A 20,797-nucleotide genomic window follows, 5' to 3' on the forward strand; every position below is an offset into this window, starting at 1 on the left:
GCGCCGGCTGGACCTCAAGTGAGAGTCGGCTATGCGCCGCCCGCCGCTACCGCAGGCGCCCCGGCAATCAGGGCCTTCAGTTCGTCGCAGCGCCGCATGAGCCGTGAAGAGTCGACCTTCTTCGCAACCGCCAGCGCGGTGCCGAGCTCCAGCTCGGCGCCGGATCGATCGCCGATCTTGATGAGCAGCGCCGTAAGCGACAGTCTGGCGTCGGCGGCATTGATCGGCGAACCGATCTCGTTCCAGCGCGAGCATGCGATCTGCAGCTCCCGGGCGGCCTCGGCGAGGCGTTCTTCCTGGATGAAAAGCTCCGCCTTGGCTTCCGCGGTCAGCGCTTTGATGGAGGCCATCGGCCAGCGTTGCGGCTGGGTCTCCAGTTCGGCGATCACCTCTTTCGCCCTGTCGCGCCGATCGGTCCGCGCCGCCACCTTGGCCAGAGTGGCAAGGACCATGCCTCGCCGCTGCAGGGTCGGCCAGCCATTGCCCACCAGGGAACGTTCGAGGGCGTTGAAAGCGGCCTCCGGCTGTCCTTGCTCGAGTTGCAGCAGCGCAAGTCCGGGTTGCGGATCCCAGCCCGCTGCATGCGATGCACGGTAGGCCGTTTCGGCCTCCGTGAGTTCTCCGGCCGCGAGGTGGATGTCGCCCAGCACGCGCAAGGCATCGCCGGTCGCCCAGGGCGCGTCGAGGGCAAGCTGGTCGAGTGCCGCACGCACAAGCGCTTCCGCCTCCTTCAGCGTGCCGTGAACGCCGAGCACTTCGGCGCGATGCAGCCGGCACGAGCCCGAAAGGTCCTCCAGGCCATGTCCCCTGCACCAATCTTCGTAGCCGAGGGTCCACTGGTTGGCGCGCGACCAGTCGCCGAAATTCCGGCAGGCCCAAAGGATGTTGCAGTAGAGGATTCCGCCGACGACCGGGTCGACGTCGCTGGACAGGCCGAGCGCGGCGGCAAGGTCCTGATCCTCCTGTCCGGCTTTGGTTTCACCGAGGCAGAGCTTGAAGAAGCCGCGATAGATAAGGCCGAGCGACTCCACGACCGGATCGTCGAGATGCCTGCCGACCGCGAAGGCCTGCTCGGCGAGCGCAAGCGCCTGTTCCGGCTCGGCTTCCGCGCCCATGATGCGCGCGCCCATCCAGCACCAGAGACCGTGCTCCCTGCTGTCGGTAGCGGTATCGATCAACTGCCCGGCTCGCTTGTGCCAACCCTTGGCGACGGCAAGCTCGCCTCTCTCGAGATGGATCCTGGCAAGGGTGATTGCCGGGGAAGCCGCGCGCAAGCGCTCGCCTGCCACGCCGTAGGCCGTCACCGCGCGTGCCAGAAGCGGAATGGCTTCGGCCGGCCTGCCCATGCATTCCAGGGCCAATGCCCATTCCTCGAGATCGGCCGTCAGCAGCTCGTCGGCGGCGTCCGCTTTCGTGAAAGAGGCCGCGGCCTCATGCCATTTTCTGCCCGCAACGGCCGCGCGCGCCGACAGGATCGGTGAACCGCGGCTCGAAGGCTTGCCGCCCGCATCGGCCAGCGCCGGCCTGGTTTCCGACGCGGCTGGCTGATCGAGGCAAATCCGGTAGCCGAAGCGGGGCAGGTTGCGCAGCGCCGATTCCATGCCGCCCTGGCGAAGAATGCCGCGGGCAAGGCTCGCCACGCGTTGCAGCGAAGCCTCGGTCACCGTCACGCCGGGCCACAGCGTCTCAAGCAATTCGTCCTTGCTCAAGGCGCGCTCCTGGTGGCGCAGCAGGACGGCGAGGAAATCGAAGACGAGGGGCTGCACCTCGATCTCGCTTCCGGCGAGACGAAGGGCGCGCGAGTCCTCATTGAGCTCGAAGTCGCCGAAGCAATAAACTCCCATCGGCAGCAATCCCCGTAACGGCAATAGGCAAAGGATCAGAATAAGATAAGGGCGGCGTAAGGACTGTTGGCCGCCTCTTTCGTAATTCTCCGTCTGCCTGGCGGGCCAAGCTGAGAGTTTAGCTCAGCGACCCCCAGGATGTCACCGGCATCGACATGGTCGGGCGCTCGGTGGCATTTGCACCCAGATCAAGGAGATTGTCACATGCAGAAATACATCATCGAACGCGAGATTCCCAAGGTCGGCACCTTCGAGCGCGAGCAGCTTCGCGACGCGTCCAAGGCCTCGAACGCAGTCCTGGCCGAGCTTGGCCCGGACATCCAGTGGGTCGAATCCTTCGTGGCGGATAACAAGACCTTTTGCGTCTATCTCGCCAAGGACGAGGCGATCATCCAGCGTCATGCCAAGATGAGCGGCTTCCCGGCGACCAAGATCACGCAGATCAAGCGCCTGTTCGATCCGACGACGGCTTACGCCGCCGCCTGACGGGAAGGGATCGATCGTGAAGCGCATTGCGGAAATCGTCCTTGCCGTCGGCGCCTCGGCGCTGCTTTGCGGTGGCGCGGTCGCCCATGACATGCCCGATCCGGTGCTCAAACGGTCCCGGGAAATGGCGGCCAAGTATCTCGATATCGAGGTCGCCAAGACCGAAGGCTACAAGCAGCTGTTCGAATGCACGACGCATGACGAGCACGGCACGATGGGCGTCCATTTCATCCATCCCGGCCGCGCCGGCGACGGCAAGCTCGTGCTCGGCGAGCCGGACGTGCTGACCTACGAGCCGGAGGCCGATGGCTCGATGCAACTCGTCGGCATGGAATACATCGTCTTCGAAAAGGACTGGAAGGGTAAAGGCGTGCCCGAATTCCTCGGCCGCACCCTGCAGCGCAAGACGACGGTGGGCGTTCATCCGGTGGACCCGTATTACGAGCTCCATGTCTGGCACTGGCGGCACAACCCGGCCGGCATGTTCGCCGACTGGAACCCTTATGTGAGCTGCGAGCACGCCCGGTCCTGACGGGCGTGACGGGCGGCGTCCTCGGGAGGGCCATTCATGGCCCTCCCGATCCCTTCGTTCAGACAAAGGAAACACGATCATGTCAACTCTTCGCATGGGAATGAAGTCTGTGGCCGGCCCGTCCGTTGGCGGGCGTTTCTTCGCGACAGCCGTCGAAACATGCCGCTCCGGCCTGCGCGTGCTTGCGCGGCTGGTCCGCATCCGCAGCGACCGCGTCTGGTTGGACGAGTTGCCGGATTATCTGTTGCGCGACATCGGTATCAAACGTTCGGAAATCTCGTCGGTGACCTGGTACGGCGTCAGCCAGGACGACGATGCGCGAATTTGAGGGCTGGTTTCGGCGCGAGTTGTCTACGGTGTGCGCTTCAGCCGGAGCCGATGAGGTCGGTCCGGCGGCATGCATCGCTCGCACAATTTGCGGCAACCCTTGCCGGTCCAAATCCGCCCGCTTGACATAAATACGTACGTACGTATTATGACGCTATGGCTAGACAATCACTCCGCGAAAACCTTCTCCAGGCCGGCTTCCAGACGATCTGGAATTCCGGCTACACCGCGGCCGGCGTCCGCGACATCGTTGCCGCCGCAGGCGCCCGCCCGGGCTCATTCACCAATCATTTTGCCTCCAAGGAAGATTTCGCCGGCGAGGTGCTGGAACGCTACTTCGCCTATGTCAGCGACCTGGTGGAAAATGCGCTGGCGCGTGACGGCACGCCGCCCGTCGGCAGGCTCCGCCGCTATCTCGACGTCATCACCTCGAAGCTCGAGGCGCATGATTGGGCGCGCGGCTGCATGATCGGCAATCTCAGCCTGGAAACGGCCGTCCACAGCGAGCCGCTCCGGCTCAGGCTGGTCGCCATCTTCGAGCGCTGGCGCCGACCATTCGCGGCCTGCATCGCCGAGGGTCAGGCGGCGGGCGAGATCACAAAAACCTTCGATGCCGAGGACCTTGCCGATTTTCTGCTGTCGTCCTGGCAGGGCGCCATGCTGCGCATGAAGGTCGAGCGCAGTCCGGAGCCGCTCGAACGGTTCAAGAAAATCATCTTCAGCACTGTATTTGGGAAGGAGATAGCGCGATGAGTTCGAAGACCGGTGGACAAGAAGCCGCGCTGCGGCGTTTGCGAGTGGATGTGCTGGACTCCAGCATGTCCTACCTGGAGGCCGGATCGGCCGGCCCGACCGTGCTGTTCCTGCACGGCAATCCGACTTCGTCCTACATATGGCGGAACATCATCCCGCATGTCGCGCCGTTCGGTCGCTGCATTGCGCCCGACCTGATCGGCTATGGCCAGTCGGGCAAGCCGGACATCGACTATCGCTTCTTCGATCAGGTCCACTATCTCGACGCCTTCATCGAAGCGCTCGATCTCAAGGACATGGTGATCGTCGCCCAGGATTGGGGTACGGCGCTGGCGTTCCATTTCGCCGCGCGGCGGCCGCGGCGTGTTCTCGGCCTCGCCTTCATGGAGTTCATCCGGCCCTTCGAGCGCTGGGAGGATTTCCACCAGCGCCCGCAGGCGCGCGAATTGTTCAAGGCGCTGCGCACGCCTGGCGCCGGCGAGAAGCTGGTGCTGGAGGAGAATGTCTTCGTCGAAAAGATCCTGCCTGCTTCCATCCTGCGCAAGATGAGCGCAGAGGAGATGGACGCTTATCGTGCGCCGTTCCCGACGCCGCAGTCGCGCAAGCCGGCGCTGCGACTGCCGCGCGAACTGCCGATTGAGAATCAGCCGGCCGATGTCGCGGCGATCAGCGAGCACGATCACCGCGCGCTGCGGCTTTCCTCCTATCCGAAGCTGCTGTTCGCCGGCGACCCAGGCGCCCTCATTTCGGCGCAGGCGGCAAAGGAGTTCGCGGCCGGGTTGAAGAACTGCCGCTTCATCGATCTGGGCCCTGGCGCCCACTATCTGCAGGAAGACCACCCCGACACGATCGGCGAGGCCATCGCCGGCTGGCTGCCAGATGTCGCCCGGGCGGAAAGCGCGGCCGAGCCGGCTTGAGCCGGAGCGTCAGGTACGAGGCGTACCCACCCATGTCGACAGGCCGGCGCTGCGCTGATAGAAGCGCCGCCTGTCACACGGAACGCCTTAAACGATATGCCCGAAACGATACCTGAAGAGGTCGCGCGCCGCCGCACTTTCGCGATCATCGCGCACCCCGACGCCGGCAAGACCACGCTCACCGAAAAGCTGCTTCTGTTCGGCGGCGCCATCCAGCTTGCCGGCGAGGTCAAGGCCAAGAAGGACCGCATCCAGACACGGTCCGACTGGATGAAGATCGAGCGCGAGCGCGGCATCTCGGTCGTCACCTCGGTGATGACCTTCGAATATGAGGACAACGTCTTCAACCTGCTCGACACGCCTGGCCACGAAGACTTCGCCGACGATACCTATCGCACGCTCTCGGCGGTGGATTCCGCCGTCATGGTCATCGACGCCGCCAAGGGCATCGAGCCGCGCACGCTGAAGCTGTTTGAGGTCTGCCGGCTGCGCGACATCCCTATCATCACTTTCGTCAACAAGATGGACCGCGAGAGCCGCGACCCGTTCGAGATCCTTGACGAGATCGAGCAGAAGCTCGCGCTGGACACCGCTCCCGTCACCTGGCCGATCGGCCGCGGCAAGACCTTTTCAGGCACCTACCACCTGGCGCAGAATGCGGTGCGCCGCAGCGACGACGAGAAGGAGCGCACGCCGGTCAACGGCCCGGATTCAAACCGCGTCGCCGGGCTTTTGCCGGACAATGAGCGCAACGACTTCATCGAGGAGCTGGAGCTCGCGCGGGAGGCCTGCCGCCCCCTTGATATCGACGCCTTCCGCGAAGGCCATCTGACGCCGGTCTATTTCGGCTCGGCGCTCCGCAATTACGGCGTGCGCGACCTGATCGAGGCGCTTGGCGCTTATGGCCCGCCGCCGCGCGCCCAGGAAGCTGACGAGCGTCTGGTCGAGGCGACCGAGGAGAAGATGACCTCCTTCGTCTTCAAGATTCAGGCCAACATGGACCCCAACCATCGCGACCGCATCGCTTTCGTCCGCGTCTGTTCAGGCAAGCTGGAGCGCGGCATGAAGGCAAAGCTGGTGCGCACCGGCAAGCCGATGAGCCTGTCTGCGCCGCAGTTCTTCTTCGCCCGCACCCGCGTCACCGCCGACGAGGCCTTCGCCGGCGACGTCGTCGGCATCCCCAACCACGGCACGCTGCGCATTGGCGACACGTTGACCGAGGGCGAGGAGATCCTGTTCCGCGGCGTGCCGAACTTCGCGCCCGAAATCCTGCGCCGCGTGCGCCTCGGCGATGCGATGAAGGCGAAGAAGCTGAAGGAAGCGCTGCACCAGATGGCCGAGGAAGGCGTGGTGCAGCTGTTCTCCCCGGAGGACGGCTCGCCGGCGATCGTCGGCGTCGTCGGCGCGCTGCAGCTCGATGTGCTCAAGGAACGGCTGAACATCGAATATTCGCTGCCGGTGGATTTTGAGATGTCGCGCTTCTCGGTCTGCCGCTGGATCTCGGCCGACGACAAGGCGGAGGTGCAGCGTTTCATCGAATCGCACCGCGGCGACATCGCCCGCGACCTCGACAACGATCCGGTCTTCCTCGCCCAGCACGCCTTCTCGCTGAACTACGAAGCCGAGCGCTGGAAAGCCATCCGCTTTGCTGCGGTGAAGGATTATCAGGTGCGTGATAAGGCGGCGTGATTCTGGTGAATGGTGAATAGTGAGTAGTGAGCAGTAGTAGTGGTCGAGAAGAGCGGCTGCTAATCCTCACCATTCCCCATTCCCCATTCCCCATTCCCCATTCCCCATTCCCTACTCCCTAACTCTCACCCCTTCGCCGCTTCCTCGATCTTGGCGATGTCGATCTTTCCCATCTGCATCATCGCGCTCATGACGCGGCCGGCCTTCTCCCGGTCGGGATCCTGAAGCAGGCGCGGCAGCTGTTCCGGCACGACCTGCCAGGAAACGCCGAACTTGTCCTTCAGCCAGCCGCAGGGGCCGGGCTGCCCGCCGCCTTCGGTGAGCTTCGTCCAGAAGTGATCGACTTCTTCTTGCGTCTTGCAGTCGATCGACAGCGACATAGCTTCGGTGAAATTGAATTCCGGTCCGCCATTGAGCGCCTGGAACGGCACCCCGTCGAGCTCGAAGGTGGTCACCAGCACCTTGCCCTCATCACGATGACCCTTGGGCCAGCGCATGACGCTCAGCACCTTCGAATTTTTGAAGATGGATGTGTAATGGTTCATCGCCTCTTCGGCCTGGCCGTCGAACCACAGGCAGGTTGTGATCTTTTGCATGCGTCTTCCTCCGAATGCTCCTTTGCGGATACGGTCAACGGCTGAGTGCTGAATGGTGCCGTTCCGTCTGCCCAAGGACGGCTGTGCGGCCCGTGATCCGACACAGGCCTGCGGTTTTTCCGGAAGAATCTGGCGCAGTGCAAAATGGTGGTCATGCCTGGCCGTGATCGCTATAACCGCTGCCGACTAAAATTCGAGCGCCGCCCGCCGCGCATCGGCGCGGCCAGCCAGCAAGGACAATCCAATGCCTGCCTATCGTTCCCGCACCACCACCCATGGCCGCAACATGGCCGGCGCCCGCGGCCTGTGGCGTGCCACGGGCATGAAAGACAGTGATTTCGGCAAGCCGATCATCGCGGTGGTCAATTCCTTCACCCAGTTCGTGCCGGGCCATGTCCATCTGAAGGATCTCGGCCAGCTTGTCGCGCGCGAGATCGAGAAGGCCGGCGGCGTCGCCAAGGAATTCAACACCATCGCCGTCGACGACGGCATCGCCATGGGTCACGACGGCATGCTCTATTCGCTGCCGTCGCGCGAGCTTATCGCCGACTCGGTCGAATACATGGTCAACGCGCATTGCGCCGACGCCATGGTCTGTATCTCCAATTGCGACAAGATCACGCCCGGCATGCTGATGGCCTCGCTGCGCCTCAACATCCCGACCGTCTTCGTCTCCGGCGGACCGATGGAGGCCGGCAAGGTGGTGCTGGCCGGCAAGGCGCAGGCGCTCGACCTGGTCGACGCCATGGTCGCCGCCGCCGACGACAGGATCTCCGACGAGGACGTCAAGGTCATCGAGCGCTCGGCCTGCCCGACCTGCGGCTCCTGCTCCGGTATGTTCACCGCCAATTCGATGAACTGCCTGACCGAGGCGCTCGGCCTGTCGCTGCCAGGCAACGGCTCGACCTTGGCCACCCATGCCGACCGCAAGCGCCTGTTCGTCGAGGCCGGCCACCTCATTGTCGATCTCGCCCAGCGCTATTACGAGCAGGAAGACGAGAGCGCGCTGCCGCGCAGCATCGCCTCCAAGGGCGCCTTCGAGAATGCCATGGCGCTCGACATCGCCATGGGCGGCTCGACCAACACCGTGCTGCACATCCTCGCGGCGGCTCACGAAGGCGAGGTCGACTTCACCATGGAAGACATCGACCGGCTGTCGCGCAAGGTGCCGGTGCTTTGCAAAGTGGCGCCGGCCAAGTCCGACGTGCATATGGAGGACGTCCACCGCGCCGGCGGCATCATGGCCATCCTCGGTCAGCTTGACCGGGCGGGCCTGATCAACCGCGATCTGCCGACCGTTCATACCGCCACGCTCGGCGAAGCGCTCGACCATTGGGACATCACTCGCACTTCCGCCGAAAACGTGCGCGAGTTCTTCCGCGCCGCGCCCGGCGGCGTGCCGACGCAAGTCGCCTTCAGCCAGGATCGCCGCTGGGACGAGCTTGATCTCGATCGTGAGACGGGTGTGATCCGGTCGGCAAAGACTCCGTTCTCGAAAGATGGCGGCCTTGCAGTGTTGAAGGGCAATCTGGCGCTGGACGGCTGCATCGTGAAGACCGCCGGCGTCGATGAGTCGATCCTGAAGTTCACCGGTCCGGCCCGCGTCTTCGAAAGTCAGGACGCGTCCGTCAAGGCGATCCTTGGCAACGAGATCAAGGCCGGCGACATCGTCGTCATTCGCTATGAGGGACCGCGCGGCGGCCCCGGCATGCAGGAGATGCTCTACCCGACCAGCTATCTGAAGTCGAAGGGCCTCGGCAAAGCCTGCGCGCTGATCACCGACGGCCGCTTCTCCGGCGGCACGTCAGGCCTGTCGATCGGCCACGTCTCGCCCGAAGCCGCCGAAGGCGGCGCGATCGGCCTGGTCCAGGAAGGCGACACGATCGAGATCGACATTCCCAACCGCACCATCCGGCTCGCCGTCAGCGATGCCGAGCTTGAAGCGCGGCGGGCGGCGATGAACGCCAAGGGCGCCGACGCCTGGAAGCCGGCCGAAAAGCGCAAGCGCAAGGTGACGACGGCGCTGCGCGCCTACGCCGCCTTCGCCACCAGCGCCGACAAGGGCGCGGTGCGGAAAGTGCCGGAGTGAGGAGCGCTTCTACCTTCTCCCCTTGTGGGAGAAGGTGGATCGGCGCGTTAGCGCCGAGACGGATGAGGGGTGTTCCAGCGGAGTGAGACCTCGAAGATTGAAGGGTCCCGCGCGCTTAATTCTTCTGCGTCGCGATCCTTCCAACACCCCTCATCCGGCCGCTTCGCGGCCACTTTCTCCCGCAAGGGGAGAAGGTGAAGCCTGCGCCTACGGCATCAGCTGATACTCATAAAGTTTCTGATAGAGCCCGCCCTGCTTGAGCAGGGCTTTGTGCGAGCCGCTTTCCAGCACCTTGCCCTTTTCCAGCACCACGATCGTGTCGGCCTGGTGCACGGTCGACAGCCGGTGCGCGATGACGATCGTCGTGCGTCCGACGGTCAGCTGCTGCAGCGCGTCGCGGAACAGCGCTTCCGACTCGGCGTCGAGCGCGCTGGTCGCCTCGTCGAGCAGCAGGATCTCGGCGTTGCGCAGCATGGCGCGTGCGATCGAGATGCGCTGGCGCTGGCCGCCGGAGAGCAGGGACCCGTTCTCGCCGACCTCCGTGTCGTAGCCTTTGGCCATGGCGCTGATGAACTCATGCGAGTTGGCGGCCTTGGCGGCGGCGACCACCTCCTCGTCGGTCGCGCCCTCGCGGCCGAGCCGGATATTGTGCATGATGGTGCCGGCAAACAGGAACGTGTCCTGGCTGACATAGGCGATCTTCTGCCTGAGCGAATCGAGCGTCGCGAAGGAGATATCCTGGTCGTCGAACATCACTTTGCCGGTCTGCGGGTCGTACATGCGCATGATCAGGTTCAGGATCGTCGACTTGCCGCTGCCCGACGGCCCGACCAGCGCCGTCATCTTGCCGGCCGCGAGCGTCAGGTTCAGACCTTCGAAAACCGGCGGGCTTTCCGGATAGGCGAAGCTGACATTCTCGAAGCGGATTTCGCCGGGACCGGGTTGCAGCGGTGTGGCGCCGGGTTTCTCGGCGAGCGTCAGCGGCCGGTCGGCGAGCTGGAACATCATGCGCACGCCGACGATGCCGGTCTCGAGCGAGATGCGCACGCGCGCCAGCCGCTTTGCCGGCTCATAGGCCAAGAGCAGCGCTGCGATGAAGGCCATGATGTTGCCCGGCATCTGGCCGCCCTGCAGCACCAGCAGGCCGCTGACCAGCACGGCGCCGGCGATCGCCAGCCCGGCCAGCGTTTCCATTACCGGGCTGGTGGCGGCTTCCAGCGTCGCGATGTTGTTGGCGCGGGTTTCGACGTCCGACACCGCCTTGTGCATGCGCTTGCGCATCGCGGCTTCGAGATTGAAGGATTTGACGACGCGCACGCCGATCGCCGTCTCCTGCATCACATGCACGATCTGGCCCAGCGAGATGAATTCCATCGCCGCGATCTTGCGCACGCGCTTCAGGATACGGTTGACGCCATAGATCGCCATCGGTCCGACGATGAAGCAGATCAGCGACAGCGCCGGCTGTTGCCAGACCATGACCCCGACCAGCACGATCAACGTCACCAGGTCGCGCACATAGGAGGTGACGACGAGGTCGAGCACGCTGCGCGCGGCCTGCGCGTTGTTGGTCATGCGAGCGATCAAGTCGGCCGATGAGGTCGAATGATAGAATTCGATGCCTTGCGCCAGGATGCGGTCATAGATCCGGCGCTGCCGGTCGGCGATGATGGCGTTGCCGACGCGGCTCATGAAATAGGCTTGGACGAAGGTGGCAAAACCCTTGAGCAGGAAGATCGCCGCGACGCCCGCCGCGATCAGGTTGACGCGGTCGAGCCTCTTGAAGACGACGAACTCGTTGGTGATCTCGCGCAGGATCCAGGCGCTGGCGCCGGTCATGGCGGCCACCACCAGCATCGATGCGATTGCCGCGCCATAGCCGAATTTATGCTCGTGGAAGGATTCCCTCACCAGCCTCGCGATGAGGCGTTGGTTTTCCGTCGAACGGAAGAAGCGAAACAACGGCCGATCCTGTGTCTGGCTTGCAAAGAATTTCGGATTCGCCACAACGGCGAGAGGCGGCTTATAGAGCGAGTTGCGGCGCGATGGAACCTTTCGGCCGCCGAGGAAAGAAAAGGCTGCGCCGGGCTGTCTTTTCGGCCACGATGGGTGCCGATTCTTGGGAAAAGGTGACGACAGATGGATTTCGACCTCATCGTGCGCGGCGGCACGCTGCCGGACGGCAGGATCGCCGATATCGGCATTACCGGCGAAACCATCAGGGCGGTCGAGCAGAAACTGCCGGGCTCCGCGCCGACCGAGATCGACGCGCGCGGCAATCTGGTCTCCCCGCCCTTCGTCGACCCGCATTTCCATATGGATGCGACGCTCTCCTATGGCATTCCGCGCATCAATGCTTCCGGTACGCTGCTCGAGGGCATCGCGCTCTGGGGCGAGCTGAAGCCGCTTCTGACCCATGAAGCCGTGCGTGAGCGTGCGCTCGCCTATTGCGACTGGGCCGTGTCGATGGGCCTGCTCGCCATCCGCAGCCATGTCGATGTCTGCGACGACCGGCTGCTCGCGGTGGAAGCGCTGCTCGACGTGAAGAAAACGGTCGCGCCCTATATCGACCTGCAGCTCGTCGCGTTTCCGCAGGACGGTCTCTACCGCTCGCCGACGGCGCTGAAGAACACCATCCGCGCGCTCGACATGGGCGTCGACATCGTCGGCGGCATTCCGCATTTCGAGCGCACCATGGCCGACGGCACGCGCTCGGTGACGGAGCTTTGCGAGATCGCAGCGAAGCGCGGCCTGATGGTCGACATGCATTGCGATGAGACGGACGATCCGCTGTCGCGCCATATCGAGCAACTGGCCTTCGAGACGCAACGGCTCGGCCTGCAGGGCAGGGTGGCCGGCTCGCACCTGACCTCCATGCATTCGATGGACAATTACTACGTCTCGAAGCTTTTGCCGCTGATCGCCGAGGCCGGCGTTTCGGCAATCCCCAATCCGCTGATCAACATCATGCTGCAGGGGCGCCACGACACCTTCCCGAAGCGGCGGGGCCTGACCCGGGTCAAGGAGATGCAGGCGCTCGGCATCCGCGTCGGCTGGGGCCAGGATTGCGTGCTCGACCCCTGGTATTCGCTGGGCACCGCCGACATGCTCGACGTCGCCTTCATGGGCCTGCATGTCGCGCAGATGTCGAGCCCGGCCGATATGGCGCGCTGCTTCGACATGGTCACCAACGTCAACGCCGCCATCATGGGGCTCGACCATCTGGGGCTTGCCGTCGGCAAGCGCGCAAGCCTCGTCGTGCTCGACGCCGGCAGCGCGATCGAAGCCGTGCGCCTGCGTCCCGAACGCCTCTGCGTCATCGCCAGGGGCAAGGTGGTGGCTGAGCGGACGAAGCAGGAAACCCGGCTGTCGATCGCGGGGCGGCCTGCGCAGGTGAATCGGCGGCACAGGGCCGGCTAGAACCAGCCGATTTCCGCCGCTGGTCTTACCGATTGCCCGATTTTCCCTCGTCAAACCGGCCGCTTGCGGCTAGGGAGCGGCATGGCTCCGCTCGCCCGCAATTTCACGATCAGGAACATGTTGCTCGCCGGCATCCTGTTGATGCTGGCCGGCGACTTCATGTTCGCGCTGAACGACGCGATGGGCAAATGGCTGGTCGCGAGCTTCTCCGTCGGGCAGGTGGTGCTGATCCGCTCGATCGGCGCTTTCATCGTGCTCGGCCCGATGATCGCCAACCAGGGCACGGGGAAGCTGTTTCACATGGACCGGCCGCTCTTGCAGTTCCTGCGCGTCGTGGCCACCACCACCGATACCGGGCTTTTCTATGCCGCCGTCGTCTACCTGCCGCTAGCCGACGTGATGAGCTTCTACATGGCCGGGCCGATCTATGTCGCGGCGCTGTCGCACCTCCTGCTCGGCGAAAAGGTGGGCTGGCGCCGTTGGCTGGCGATCCTGGTCGGCTTCTGCGGCGTGCTGATCATCCTGAAGCCCTCCTCGGCGGCTTTCTCGCTGTCTTCGGCCTTCGCGCTGGTCGGCAGCATCGCCTTCGGCTTCGCCATCATCCTTGGCCGCCTGCTGCGCGGCACCAGCGACACGACTTTGGTCACCTGGCAGACGATCGGCACGCTGATCGTCGGCGGCCTGCTCACCATCGGCGCCTGGCGCACGGCGTCGGCGCTCGATTTCGGCGCCATGCTGTTGCTGGGCGTCGTCTCCTGCGCCGCGCATCTGATGATCACAAGGGCGCTGAAGCTGGCGCCCGCCTCTACGCTGGCGCCGCTGCATTACACGCTGCTCCTATGGGCTGTGGTCTTCGGTCTCGTGTTCTTCGGCGATGTCCCGGGGCCGCGTATATTGATCGGCGCGGCGATCGTCGTGCTTGCCGGTATGTTCATCTTCCATCGCCAGAAGGTGGTGGAGACCGAGGTGCCGCCCGAGAACGTGCCGAAGGGCGTGAATTAGGATCCAGGCCTGGGCTCATCCCTCTCGCACAGCCGCCAGATGCCGTGAAAACTCCGCCGTTTCCATCAGGGTCTTGCAGCGGGTGAAGCGGCCGTCGGCATAGGCGCGGAAATCGTCTGCCGGGTTGTCGTTGGCGAGCTGGATCAGGCCCCACAGCGTCCAGAGCAGGTCGCACATCGCCTTGTAGATAACGACGCGGCCGCGCTCGGCCGGCCGCGCCTCGCCGCCGAAATAGGCGCGCATCAGTTCTTCGTCCCGGTCCGCGTCGAATCTGCCCTCGACCGAGAGGTCGCCGAGATCCCAAAGCGGATCGTTCATGCCGGAATATTCCCAGTCGACGATCCACATGCGATCGCCCGTATCGAGGAAGTTCTCGCAGAGCGGATCGCAATGGCAGGCGGCGAGCTGGATCGGATGGGCGGCGAGCGCCTCCCGCACGCTGCCTGCCTCGCGGACCACGTCGTGATAGCCCGAAGGCAGCGTGACATCCTTGGTCGAGAGCACCCTTAGATAGTCGTCGATCATGGCAAACAGCTCGAAGCGGAAAGGAAAGACGGCGCCCGATGAATGCAGCTTGCGGAAGGCCTGGCCAGCCCGCGCGGGGCTGCCCGGCCGCGCCTTGAACTTCTCCGGCGACATCGTCTCGGCGGCGGCGATGAAACGCGTCGCCATCAGGCCGGATGCCGGATCGGCATAAAGCACCTCGGGGCTAACGCCGGCCTTGGCCGCCTCGCGCGCCGCCACCGCCTCGTTGGCGCGGTTGATATATTCTTCCGTACCCTTGCCGGGAATGCGCAGACAAGCTTCGCCGGCCCTGTAGACCCGGTTGGTCAGGCCGCCCAAACGCTCCAGCGGTCCGTCATAGCCTGCCAGTGCCGGGATGGCCGCCAGCGCCGCGCGTGTGTCGTCCATCGGCTTTCCCCTCTTTTTTAACCTTCCCGTCATGTTTATGGCCGGACGGTTCCACAGTTTTCGCCGCTTGGCTATCATGGATGAACAAAGATTCGGCGGGAGCAGCAATGACGGACGGCAAGCACAGCGGCTCGCTAAGCGCGGCCTATGCCGCTACCCGGCCGGACGAAGTCGCCGCGGTCTATGACAGTTGGGCCGAGACCTACGACGCCGACATGTCGGCTGCCGGTTATCGCCATCCGACGATCTGCCTGGCGCTGCTTGCCCGCCATCTGCCGCGCGGCGCCGCGCCCTTGCTCGACGCCGGCGCCGGAACCGGCCTGATCGGCGAGTGGCTCGCGATCACCGGTTATCCGAGGGTCGAGGCGCTCGACATCTCGCAAGGCATGCTGGACAAGGCCGGCGCCAAGGGCGTCTACACGGCGCTGCACCGCCTGGCGATGGGCGATGCTCTGCCCTTCGCCGACGGCGCCTATGCCGGCATCGTCTCGGCCGGCGTCTTCACCTCCGGCCATGTCGGGGTCGACGGGCTTGACGAGCTGATCCGCATCTGCCGCCCGGGCGGCATCATCGTGCTGACGGTCAAGAACACGCTGTGGGATGCCGGGTTCGCGGGGCGGATCGCCGAACTGGAAGCCCGCGGCGCGATAAGCCGCCTCGAAGAGACGCAGCCTTACGCCTCGATGCCCGGCGAGGGCGATACTGTGCCGAGCCGTTGCCTGGCGCTGCGCGTCGGCTGACCGGCGGCGCGCGGATCAGGCCTTTATCTTGGCTCCGGCCGGATCGTACATCGCCTCAAGATGGATCTTTGCCGGCGTTCGTTCCATCGCCACCACCAGCTCGTAGTCGCCCGAGGCGAGGAACGCGTCGCTGACGCCGTCGGCATTGCGCACATAGCCGTAGCCGATATTCTTCTCCACCGTGTAGCCGTAGCCGCCGCTGGTGAGGTAACCCACCGGCTCGCCATTGCGCAGGATGGTCTCGCGCCCGACCAGCACGGTCTCCGGGTCGTCCACCGTGAAGCCGGCAAAGCGCTTCGCCGGCAGCTTGCCGGCCGCTTTCTCCAGCGCCCTGCGTCCGACGAAGTCGGTGTTCTTGCGAAGCTTCACCGCCCAGCCGAGTCCCGCTTCCAGCGGCGTGTCGTTCGGCGTGATGTCGGAGCCCCAGGCGCGATAACCCTTTTCCAGCCTGAGCGATTCCAGCGCCCGGTAGCCGACCGGACGAATGCCATGCGCCTCGCCCGCCGCCATCAGCGCATCGAAAACCTCGCCGGTGACGGCGATCGGCACATGCAGCTCCCAGCCTAGTTCGCCGACATAAGTGACTCGCAGCGCCCTCACGCTATGGCCGGCAATTTCGATTTCGCGCGCATGGCCGAAGGGGAAGGCGGCATTCGAGACGTCGGCATCGGTCACCGCCGACAGCACGTCGCGGGCGCGCGGCCCCATCAGCGACAGCGTGCCGAAATCCTCCGTAACGTCGGTCAGCCTGGCGTCGAGGCCTGAGTCGATGTGATCGCTTATCCAGGACAGGTCATGCGTGCGGAAGCCGGTGCCGGTGACGATATAAAACCGATCCTCGCCGAGCCGCGACACGGTGAGGTCGGCCTCGATGCCGCCACGCGTGTTGAGAAGCTGCGTGTAGGTCAGCCGTCCGACCGGCTTGTTGATGTCGTTGGCGCAGATCCAGTCGAGCGCCTTCAGCGCGTCGGCGCCCGTCAGCTCGTATTTGGCGAAGGAGGATTGGTCGAAGATGCCGACCTTCTCGCGCACGTGCCGGTGCTCCTCGCCGACCGGGCCGAACCAGTTCTGGCGGCCCATCGAATAGACATCCTCGGCGGCTGCCCTATCCGGCGCGAACCAGTTCGGCCGCTCCCAGCCGAGCTTGGAGCCGAATACCGCGCGATGCGCCTTCAGCCGCTCGTAGAGCGGCGAGACGATGCGCGGTCGCCCGGATAGATATTCCTCATGCGGGAAACCGATCGTGTAATGCTTGCCATAGGCTTCCAGCGTGCGGTCGCGGACCCAGTCGCGGTCGCGATGCAGGCCGGAGAAGCGCCTGATGTCGACCACCCAGAGGTCGAGCGGCGCCTCGCCTTCGGCCACCCATTGCGCCAGCACCCAGCCGGCGCCGCCGCCCGACGCGATGCCGAAGGCGTTGAAGCCGGCGCCGACGAACATGTTCGCGCATTCGGGTGCGACGCCGAGGATAAAATTGCCGTCCGGCGTGAAGCTTTCCGGCCCGTTGATCATCTGCTTGACGCCGGCATGGGCGAGAGCCGGCACGCGCGCGATCGCCTCGGCCATATGCTGCTCGAAATGATCATAGTCGTCATCGAACAGACGGAATTCCCAGTCGTTCGGAACGTCGCCGCCGGGAATTCCGGTTGCCCAGGCCAGCGGGTTGGGCTCATAGCCGCCCATCACCAGTCCGCCGACCTCCTCCTTGAAATAGGTGCGGCGGTCGGGATCGCGGATCGTCGGCGCGTCGGCGGCTAGTCCTTCGATCTTCTCGGTGGTGATGTATTGGTGCTTGACTGGCTGCAGCGGCACGTTGATGCCGGCCATCGCGCCGACCTGCCTTGCCCACTGCCCGGCGCAGTTCACCACCTTGTCGCAGGCGATCTCGCCCTTTGACGTCTTCACCGCCGTGATGCGGCCTCCCTTCATCGCAAAGCCGGTGACGCGCACGTCTTCGAACAATTTTGCGCCATGCATGCGCGCGCCCTTGGCGAGCGATTGGGTGATGTCGGAGGGACTTGCCTGGCCGTCGGTCGGCAGCCAGGAGGCGCCGACCAGGTCGCCGGTTTCCATCAGCGGCCACATGCGCTTCACCTCCGCCGGCGACAGAAGCTGCATGTCCATACCGAAGCTTTTTGCCGTGGTGGCCAGTCGCTTGAACTCGGTCCAGCGGTCGGCGTTCGTCGCCAGCCGGAGGCACCCGGTCATCTTCCAGCCGGTCGCCAGACCGGTCTCTGCTTCAAGGCCCTTGTAGAGCTCGACCGAATATTTGAGCACGCGCGTGATCGAGGCCGAGGAGCGCAACTGCCCGACCAGACCGGCGGCGTGCCAGGTCGAACCCGAGGTCAGCTTGCCCTGTTCGAGCAGCACCACATCGGCCTTGTGGTCGCGCGCCAGATGATAGGCGGTGGAACAGCCGATGATGCCGCCGCCGATGACGACGATTTCGGCATGGCTGGGCAAGGTCATGACTTGGTCCCGTATTTCGTCCGGTAGTTCTCCAGCGCCGCATCGAGCCGGACGAGGTTTTCCTCGGTATAGGCGACATAGTCGATGCCGGGCGCGTCGAGATAGAGCTCGGAGACCATGCTCCACATCGCCTCGCGCAGCAGCGAGGCGCATTGCATAGCGGCGTGCGAGCGGCGGATTTCGCTGTCCGGCTCCTTCATGAAATAGGCGGTCAGGAAGGCGAAGGATTCCTCATCGCTCAGCCCGGCATTGGAGGCCGCGCCGGCAAGATCGAACATCGCCGTGTTGAAGCCCGCATATTCGAAATCGATCAGCCACAGCCGCCTGCCATCGTCGAGAATATTGGCCGGCAAAAGATCGTTGTGGCCGAAGACGATCGGCAACAGCTTCTGTGCCCGCTCGAGCTCGTCGGCGAGCGAAAGATAGCGCGGCAACTGATCCTTCTTGCGGCTGCCGCCTTCATCCAGCGTGCGCGCATAGTCGCGGATGACGTGGAACACCCAGAACATGAAGCCGGCGCCGGAGACATGGTTCGGCATCTCGCGATGGAAGCCGCGCAGCAGTCCGGCAATACGGTCAAGGTTGGCCCGCACGTCTTCGGCGACGAAGGTCTTGGCGCCGAGGAATTCCGTCACCAGTATGCCGGGCTCGGCATAATGCACGGCGGGCGCGAAGCCGGCCGCATGCGCCGCCCGCGCCGTCATCACCTCGCGCTCGCGAAAAACATGGTGGAACGGGAAGTCCTGGCCGAAGCGCACGACATGCCGCCCGGCCGCATCGGTGACGACAAAATTGGCGTTGCTGAGGCCGCCCGGCAGCGGCTCGACCTCAATGCTGCCGTTCCAGCACGGCAGGGCCCGGATGCGGTCTTCGGCACTCAAGGCTTCGTTCCGGCCTCAGCCGGTCTCGCGGAAAACGACGATGGGACAAAATAAAAAAGCCTCGTCGGTGCGAGACGCCAGGATCGGTATCCCGCACCGCACCGACGAGCCCCTTGGCCAGGTATGGTATCCCGGCATCCGCCCCCGCGGATTCGATAAAAGCTCGCGCCTGGCTGGTTCCAGACGATCTGGTCACTAGGTTGCGGCTCTGCCATCACCTTCCCGTGGCAGCTCCGAGCCTGTCACAATGTCAGTCTCATGCCGGCAAGGCAGCGCTGTCAATCAAAAGCTGTGACCTTTTTTGGGTGTTTTGCCCGAAAATATGAGCGACTCCTTTCAAAGCATTGCCAAAGCCTTAAATTCGGTCAAAATTCCAGGCCCCCGATGATCCATTCGAAACGGCATGGCGAAATCCTGCGCCTCCTCAACGAGGAGGGCACGATCACCATAGCCAGCCTTGCCGAACGTCTTGGCGTCTCGCTGGAAACGGTGCGGCGCGACGTCAAGCCGCTCGCCGACGACGGGTCGGTGCTGAAGATGCATGGCGCCGTGGGTCTTGCGTCAATTGTGGGCGAGGCGCCATTCGAGCGGCGCATGCGCGAGAATGCGGAAGCCAAGCGCCTGATCGCCCGGACGGTCGCGGCCACGATCCGCGATGGCGAGGCCATTATGCTCGATACCGGCACGACCACATCCTTCCTCGCGCGAGAGCTGCTCGGCCATCGCAGGCTGACGGTGGTCACCAATTCCTCCGACATCGCCCGCACGCTGGCGACGGTGAACGGGAACAAGGTCTATATGGCGGGAGGCGAGCTGCGCAGCGATTCGGGCGCGGCTTTCGGCATTTCGGCGATCGAGTTCGTCAGCCGCTTTTCGGTCGATCATGCGGTGATCTCGATCGGCGCGGTCGATGCCGCTGCCGGTTTGACCGACTACGAACTGGAGGAGGCGGAGTTCGCCCGCATGGTGCTGTCGCGCGGCCAGCGCTCGCTGGTCGTCACCGACCATACCAAGTTCGGCCGCCAGGGCCTGGTCAGGGTCTGCGGCTTCGACGGCTTTTCCGAGCTCGCCACCGACCAGCCGCCGCCATCCGACATAGCCGCCGCGCTGACCCATGCCGGAGCGCGCCTGACCATCGCGACGGCCTAGCGCCGGAGCCGCCAGTACCTTTCCTTCCGTGCCGCGCCGGTGTTTAGTCCGGCCATGGCTTTCACCATTCGCCAATTGCAGTTCTTCGTCGCCGTCGCCGAGCAGGGCACCGTCTCGGGCGCCGCGCAGAATCTGTCGATTTCCCAGTCCTCGGTCACCGAAGCGATTAAGGAATTGGAGAGCGACCTCGGCGTCGAACTGTTCGAGCGCCATCCGCGCGGCTTGAACATCACCCACAAAGGTCACCAGTTCCTGCGCCACGCGACCAAGATCCTGGCCGATGTCTCCGATGCGCGCCGCTCTTTCTCCAGCGAGCAGGCCGCCACGGGCGGGCGCCTGCAACTCGGCGTCACCTCTTTAGTCGCCGGCTATGTGCTCTCCGACCTGCTTGCCCGCTACCGCCGCGCCTATCCTGGCGTCGAGGTCTCCGCCATCGAGGACAATGGCGACTATCTCGAGCACCTTCTGGTTGGAGGCAAGCTCGATATCGCCGTGATGGTGACGTCCAACCTGCGCGACCGCACGGCGCTGCAGTCGGAAATCCTGGAAGTCTCGACCTACCGGCTCTGGATTCCGCTCAGCCATCGGCTCGCCAGCGCCGATATCATCTCGATCGGCGATATCGCGTCCGAGCCGCTGATCATGCTCACCGTCGACGAGATCGAGGAGAACACCGGCAAGCTGCTTTCGGCGATCGGCGCCCGTCCGCATGTCGCTTTCCGTACGCGCTCGGTCGAGGCCGTGCGCAGCCTGGTCGCCACCGGCGCCGGCGTGGCATTGTTGCCGGACCTCGTCTACCGGCCTTGGTCGCTGGAAGGCGACCGCATCGAATCGCGCGATATTTCCGGCTCGCTGCCGGTGGTCCAGGTCGGCACCGTCTGGCGCCGTGGCTCCGGCCTGCCGCAAGCCGCCCGCGACTTCATCGGCCTTGCGCAGTCGCAGCGCATGGCCCGCCAACGGCTCTGATCAGAGCAATTCCAGGAAAGGGTGA

18 protein-coding genes are annotated in these 20,797 nt (G+C 64.6%); 12 read left to right on the forward strand and 6 right to left on the reverse strand.

What is annotated here, in order from left to right; all coding sequences use genetic code 11:
* Positions 1-29 precede the first annotated feature (29 nt).
* Positions 30-1,844: a winged helix-turn-helix domain-containing protein gene (locus ACVMIM_RS06915; RefSeq protein WP_476111337.1), complete on the reverse strand. Its 1,815-nt coding sequence runs from the start codon at positions 1,842-1,844 to the stop codon at positions 30-32.
* 204 nt (positions 1,845-2,048) lie between these two features.
* Between ACVMIM_RS06915 and ACVMIM_RS06920 the strand changes: the two genes are divergently transcribed.
* The 6 genes from ACVMIM_RS06920 to ACVMIM_RS06945 all read left to right on the forward strand — a co-directional run bounded on the left by ACVMIM_RS06920 (position 2,049) and on the right by ACVMIM_RS06945 (position 6,548).
* Positions 2,049-2,330: a DUF4242 domain-containing protein gene (locus ACVMIM_RS06920; RefSeq protein WP_040993777.1), complete on the forward strand. Its 282-nt coding sequence runs from the start codon at positions 2,049-2,051 to the stop codon at positions 2,328-2,330.
* A gap of 16 nt (positions 2,331-2,346) precedes the next feature.
* On the forward strand, positions 2,347-2,862 hold the full coding sequence (locus tag ACVMIM_RS06925; RefSeq protein WP_476111338.1) for a hypothetical protein: 516 nt from the start codon (positions 2,347-2,349) through the stop codon (positions 2,860-2,862).
* 79 nt (positions 2,863-2,941) lie between these two features.
* Complete coding sequence (locus ACVMIM_RS06930) at positions 2,942-3,190, forward strand: DUF1127 domain-containing protein (RefSeq protein WP_278047289.1); 249 nt, start codon at positions 2,942-2,944, stop codon at positions 3,188-3,190.
* 155 nt (positions 3,191-3,345) lie between these two features.
* A complete protein-coding gene (locus tag ACVMIM_RS06935) occupies positions 3,346-3,942 on the forward strand; it encodes a TetR/AcrR family transcriptional regulator (protein ID WP_476111339.1) in 597 nt (198 codons plus the stop codon).
* Positions 3,939-4,859 (forward strand): haloalkane dehalogenase, encoded by a 921-nt coding sequence (locus tag ACVMIM_RS06940; protein WP_476111340.1) that lies wholly within the window; start codon positions 3,939-3,941, stop codon positions 4,857-4,859. The genes ACVMIM_RS06935 and ACVMIM_RS06940 overlap by 4 nt, the downstream gene beginning before the upstream one ends.
* Before the next feature lie 96 nt (positions 4,860-4,955).
* Positions 4,956-6,548 carry a peptide chain release factor 3 gene (locus tag ACVMIM_RS06945; RefSeq protein ID WP_476111341.1) on the forward strand — a complete coding sequence of 531 codons (1,593 nt, stop codon included), beginning with the start codon at positions 4,956-4,958 and terminating at the stop codon, positions 6,546-6,548.
* Positions 6,549-6,673: 125 nt separating this feature from the next.
* Here the strand turns inward: ACVMIM_RS06945 and ACVMIM_RS06950 are convergent, their stop codons facing one another.
* Complete coding sequence (locus tag ACVMIM_RS06950) at positions 6,674-7,144, reverse strand: VOC family protein (protein WP_476111342.1); 471 nt, start codon at positions 7,142-7,144, stop codon at positions 6,674-6,676.
* 244 nt (positions 7,145-7,388) lie between these two features.
* Here ACVMIM_RS06950 and ilvD point away from each other — a divergent pair, with 244 nt between their 5' ends.
* Entirely contained in the window at positions 7,389-9,233 is a 1,845-nt protein-coding gene (gene ilvD, locus ACVMIM_RS06955) for a dihydroxy-acid dehydratase (RefSeq protein WP_476111343.1), read from the forward strand.
* A gap of 207 nt (positions 9,234-9,440) precedes the next feature.
* Here ilvD and ACVMIM_RS06960 read toward each other — a convergent pair whose 3' ends face one another.
* Positions 9,441-11,195: an ABC transporter ATP-binding protein gene (locus ACVMIM_RS06960; RefSeq protein WP_476111344.1), complete on the reverse strand. Its 1,755-nt coding sequence runs from the start codon at positions 11,193-11,195 to the stop codon at positions 9,441-9,443.
* A gap of 177 nt (positions 11,196-11,372) precedes the next feature.
* Between ACVMIM_RS06960 and ACVMIM_RS06965 the strand changes: the two genes are divergently transcribed.
* Together ACVMIM_RS06965 and ACVMIM_RS06970 are read left to right on the forward strand one after the other, a co-directional pair.
* Positions 11,373-12,653: an amidohydrolase family protein gene (locus tag ACVMIM_RS06965; RefSeq protein ID WP_476111345.1), complete on the forward strand. Its 1,281-nt coding sequence runs from the start codon at positions 11,373-11,375 to the stop codon at positions 12,651-12,653.
* A gap of 81 nt (positions 12,654-12,734) precedes the next feature.
* Positions 12,735-13,655, forward strand: coding sequence for a DMT family transporter (locus ACVMIM_RS06970; protein WP_476111346.1), 921 nt, complete (start codon positions 12,735-12,737; stop codon positions 13,653-13,655).
* Between the two features lie 15 nt (positions 13,656-13,670).
* Here ACVMIM_RS06970 and ACVMIM_RS06975 read toward each other — a convergent pair whose 3' ends face one another.
* Complete coding sequence (locus ACVMIM_RS06975; protein WP_476111347.1) at positions 13,671-14,567, reverse strand: phosphotransferase; 897 nt, start codon at positions 14,565-14,567, stop codon at positions 13,671-13,673.
* 107 nt (positions 14,568-14,674) lie between these two features.
* Between ACVMIM_RS06975 and ACVMIM_RS06980 the strand changes: the two genes are divergently transcribed.
* The gene (locus ACVMIM_RS06980; protein WP_476111348.1) at positions 14,675-15,307 is read left to right on the forward strand and encodes a class I SAM-dependent DNA methyltransferase; all 633 of its coding nucleotides are present in this window, start codon (positions 14,675-14,677) and stop codon (positions 15,305-15,307) included.
* Between the two features lie 15 nt (positions 15,308-15,322).
* On the opposite strand, the gene ACVMIM_RS06985 is transcribed toward ACVMIM_RS06980, so the two are convergent.
* Both ACVMIM_RS06985 and ACVMIM_RS06990 read right to left on the reverse strand, forming a co-directional pair.
* A complete protein-coding gene (locus tag ACVMIM_RS06985; RefSeq protein ID WP_476111349.1) occupies positions 15,323-17,776 on the reverse strand; it encodes a GcvT family protein in 2,454 nt (817 codons plus the stop codon).
* Positions 17,773-18,657: a phosphotransferase family protein gene (locus ACVMIM_RS06990; RefSeq protein ID WP_040993805.1), complete on the reverse strand. Its 885-nt coding sequence runs from the start codon at positions 18,655-18,657 to the stop codon at positions 17,773-17,775. Before ACVMIM_RS06990 ends, ACVMIM_RS06985 begins: the two co-directional genes overlap by 4 nt.
* Before the next feature lie 384 nt (positions 18,658-19,041).
* Here ACVMIM_RS06990 and ACVMIM_RS06995 point away from each other — a divergent pair, with 384 nt between their 5' ends.
* The gene (locus ACVMIM_RS06995) at positions 19,042-19,806 is read left to right on the forward strand and encodes a DeoR/GlpR family DNA-binding transcription regulator (protein ID WP_476111350.1); all 765 of its coding nucleotides are present in this window, start codon (positions 19,042-19,044) and stop codon (positions 19,804-19,806) included.
* A 54-nt stretch (positions 19,807-19,860) separates the two neighbouring features.
* The gene (locus ACVMIM_RS07000; protein ID WP_476111351.1) at positions 19,861-20,772 is read left to right on the forward strand and encodes a LysR family transcriptional regulator; all 912 of its coding nucleotides are present in this window, start codon (positions 19,861-19,863) and stop codon (positions 20,770-20,772) included.
* The last annotated feature ends 25 nt before the right edge of the window (positions 20,773-20,797 follow it).

It is taken from the genome of Mesorhizobium sp. USDA 4413 (assembly GCF_056280365.1).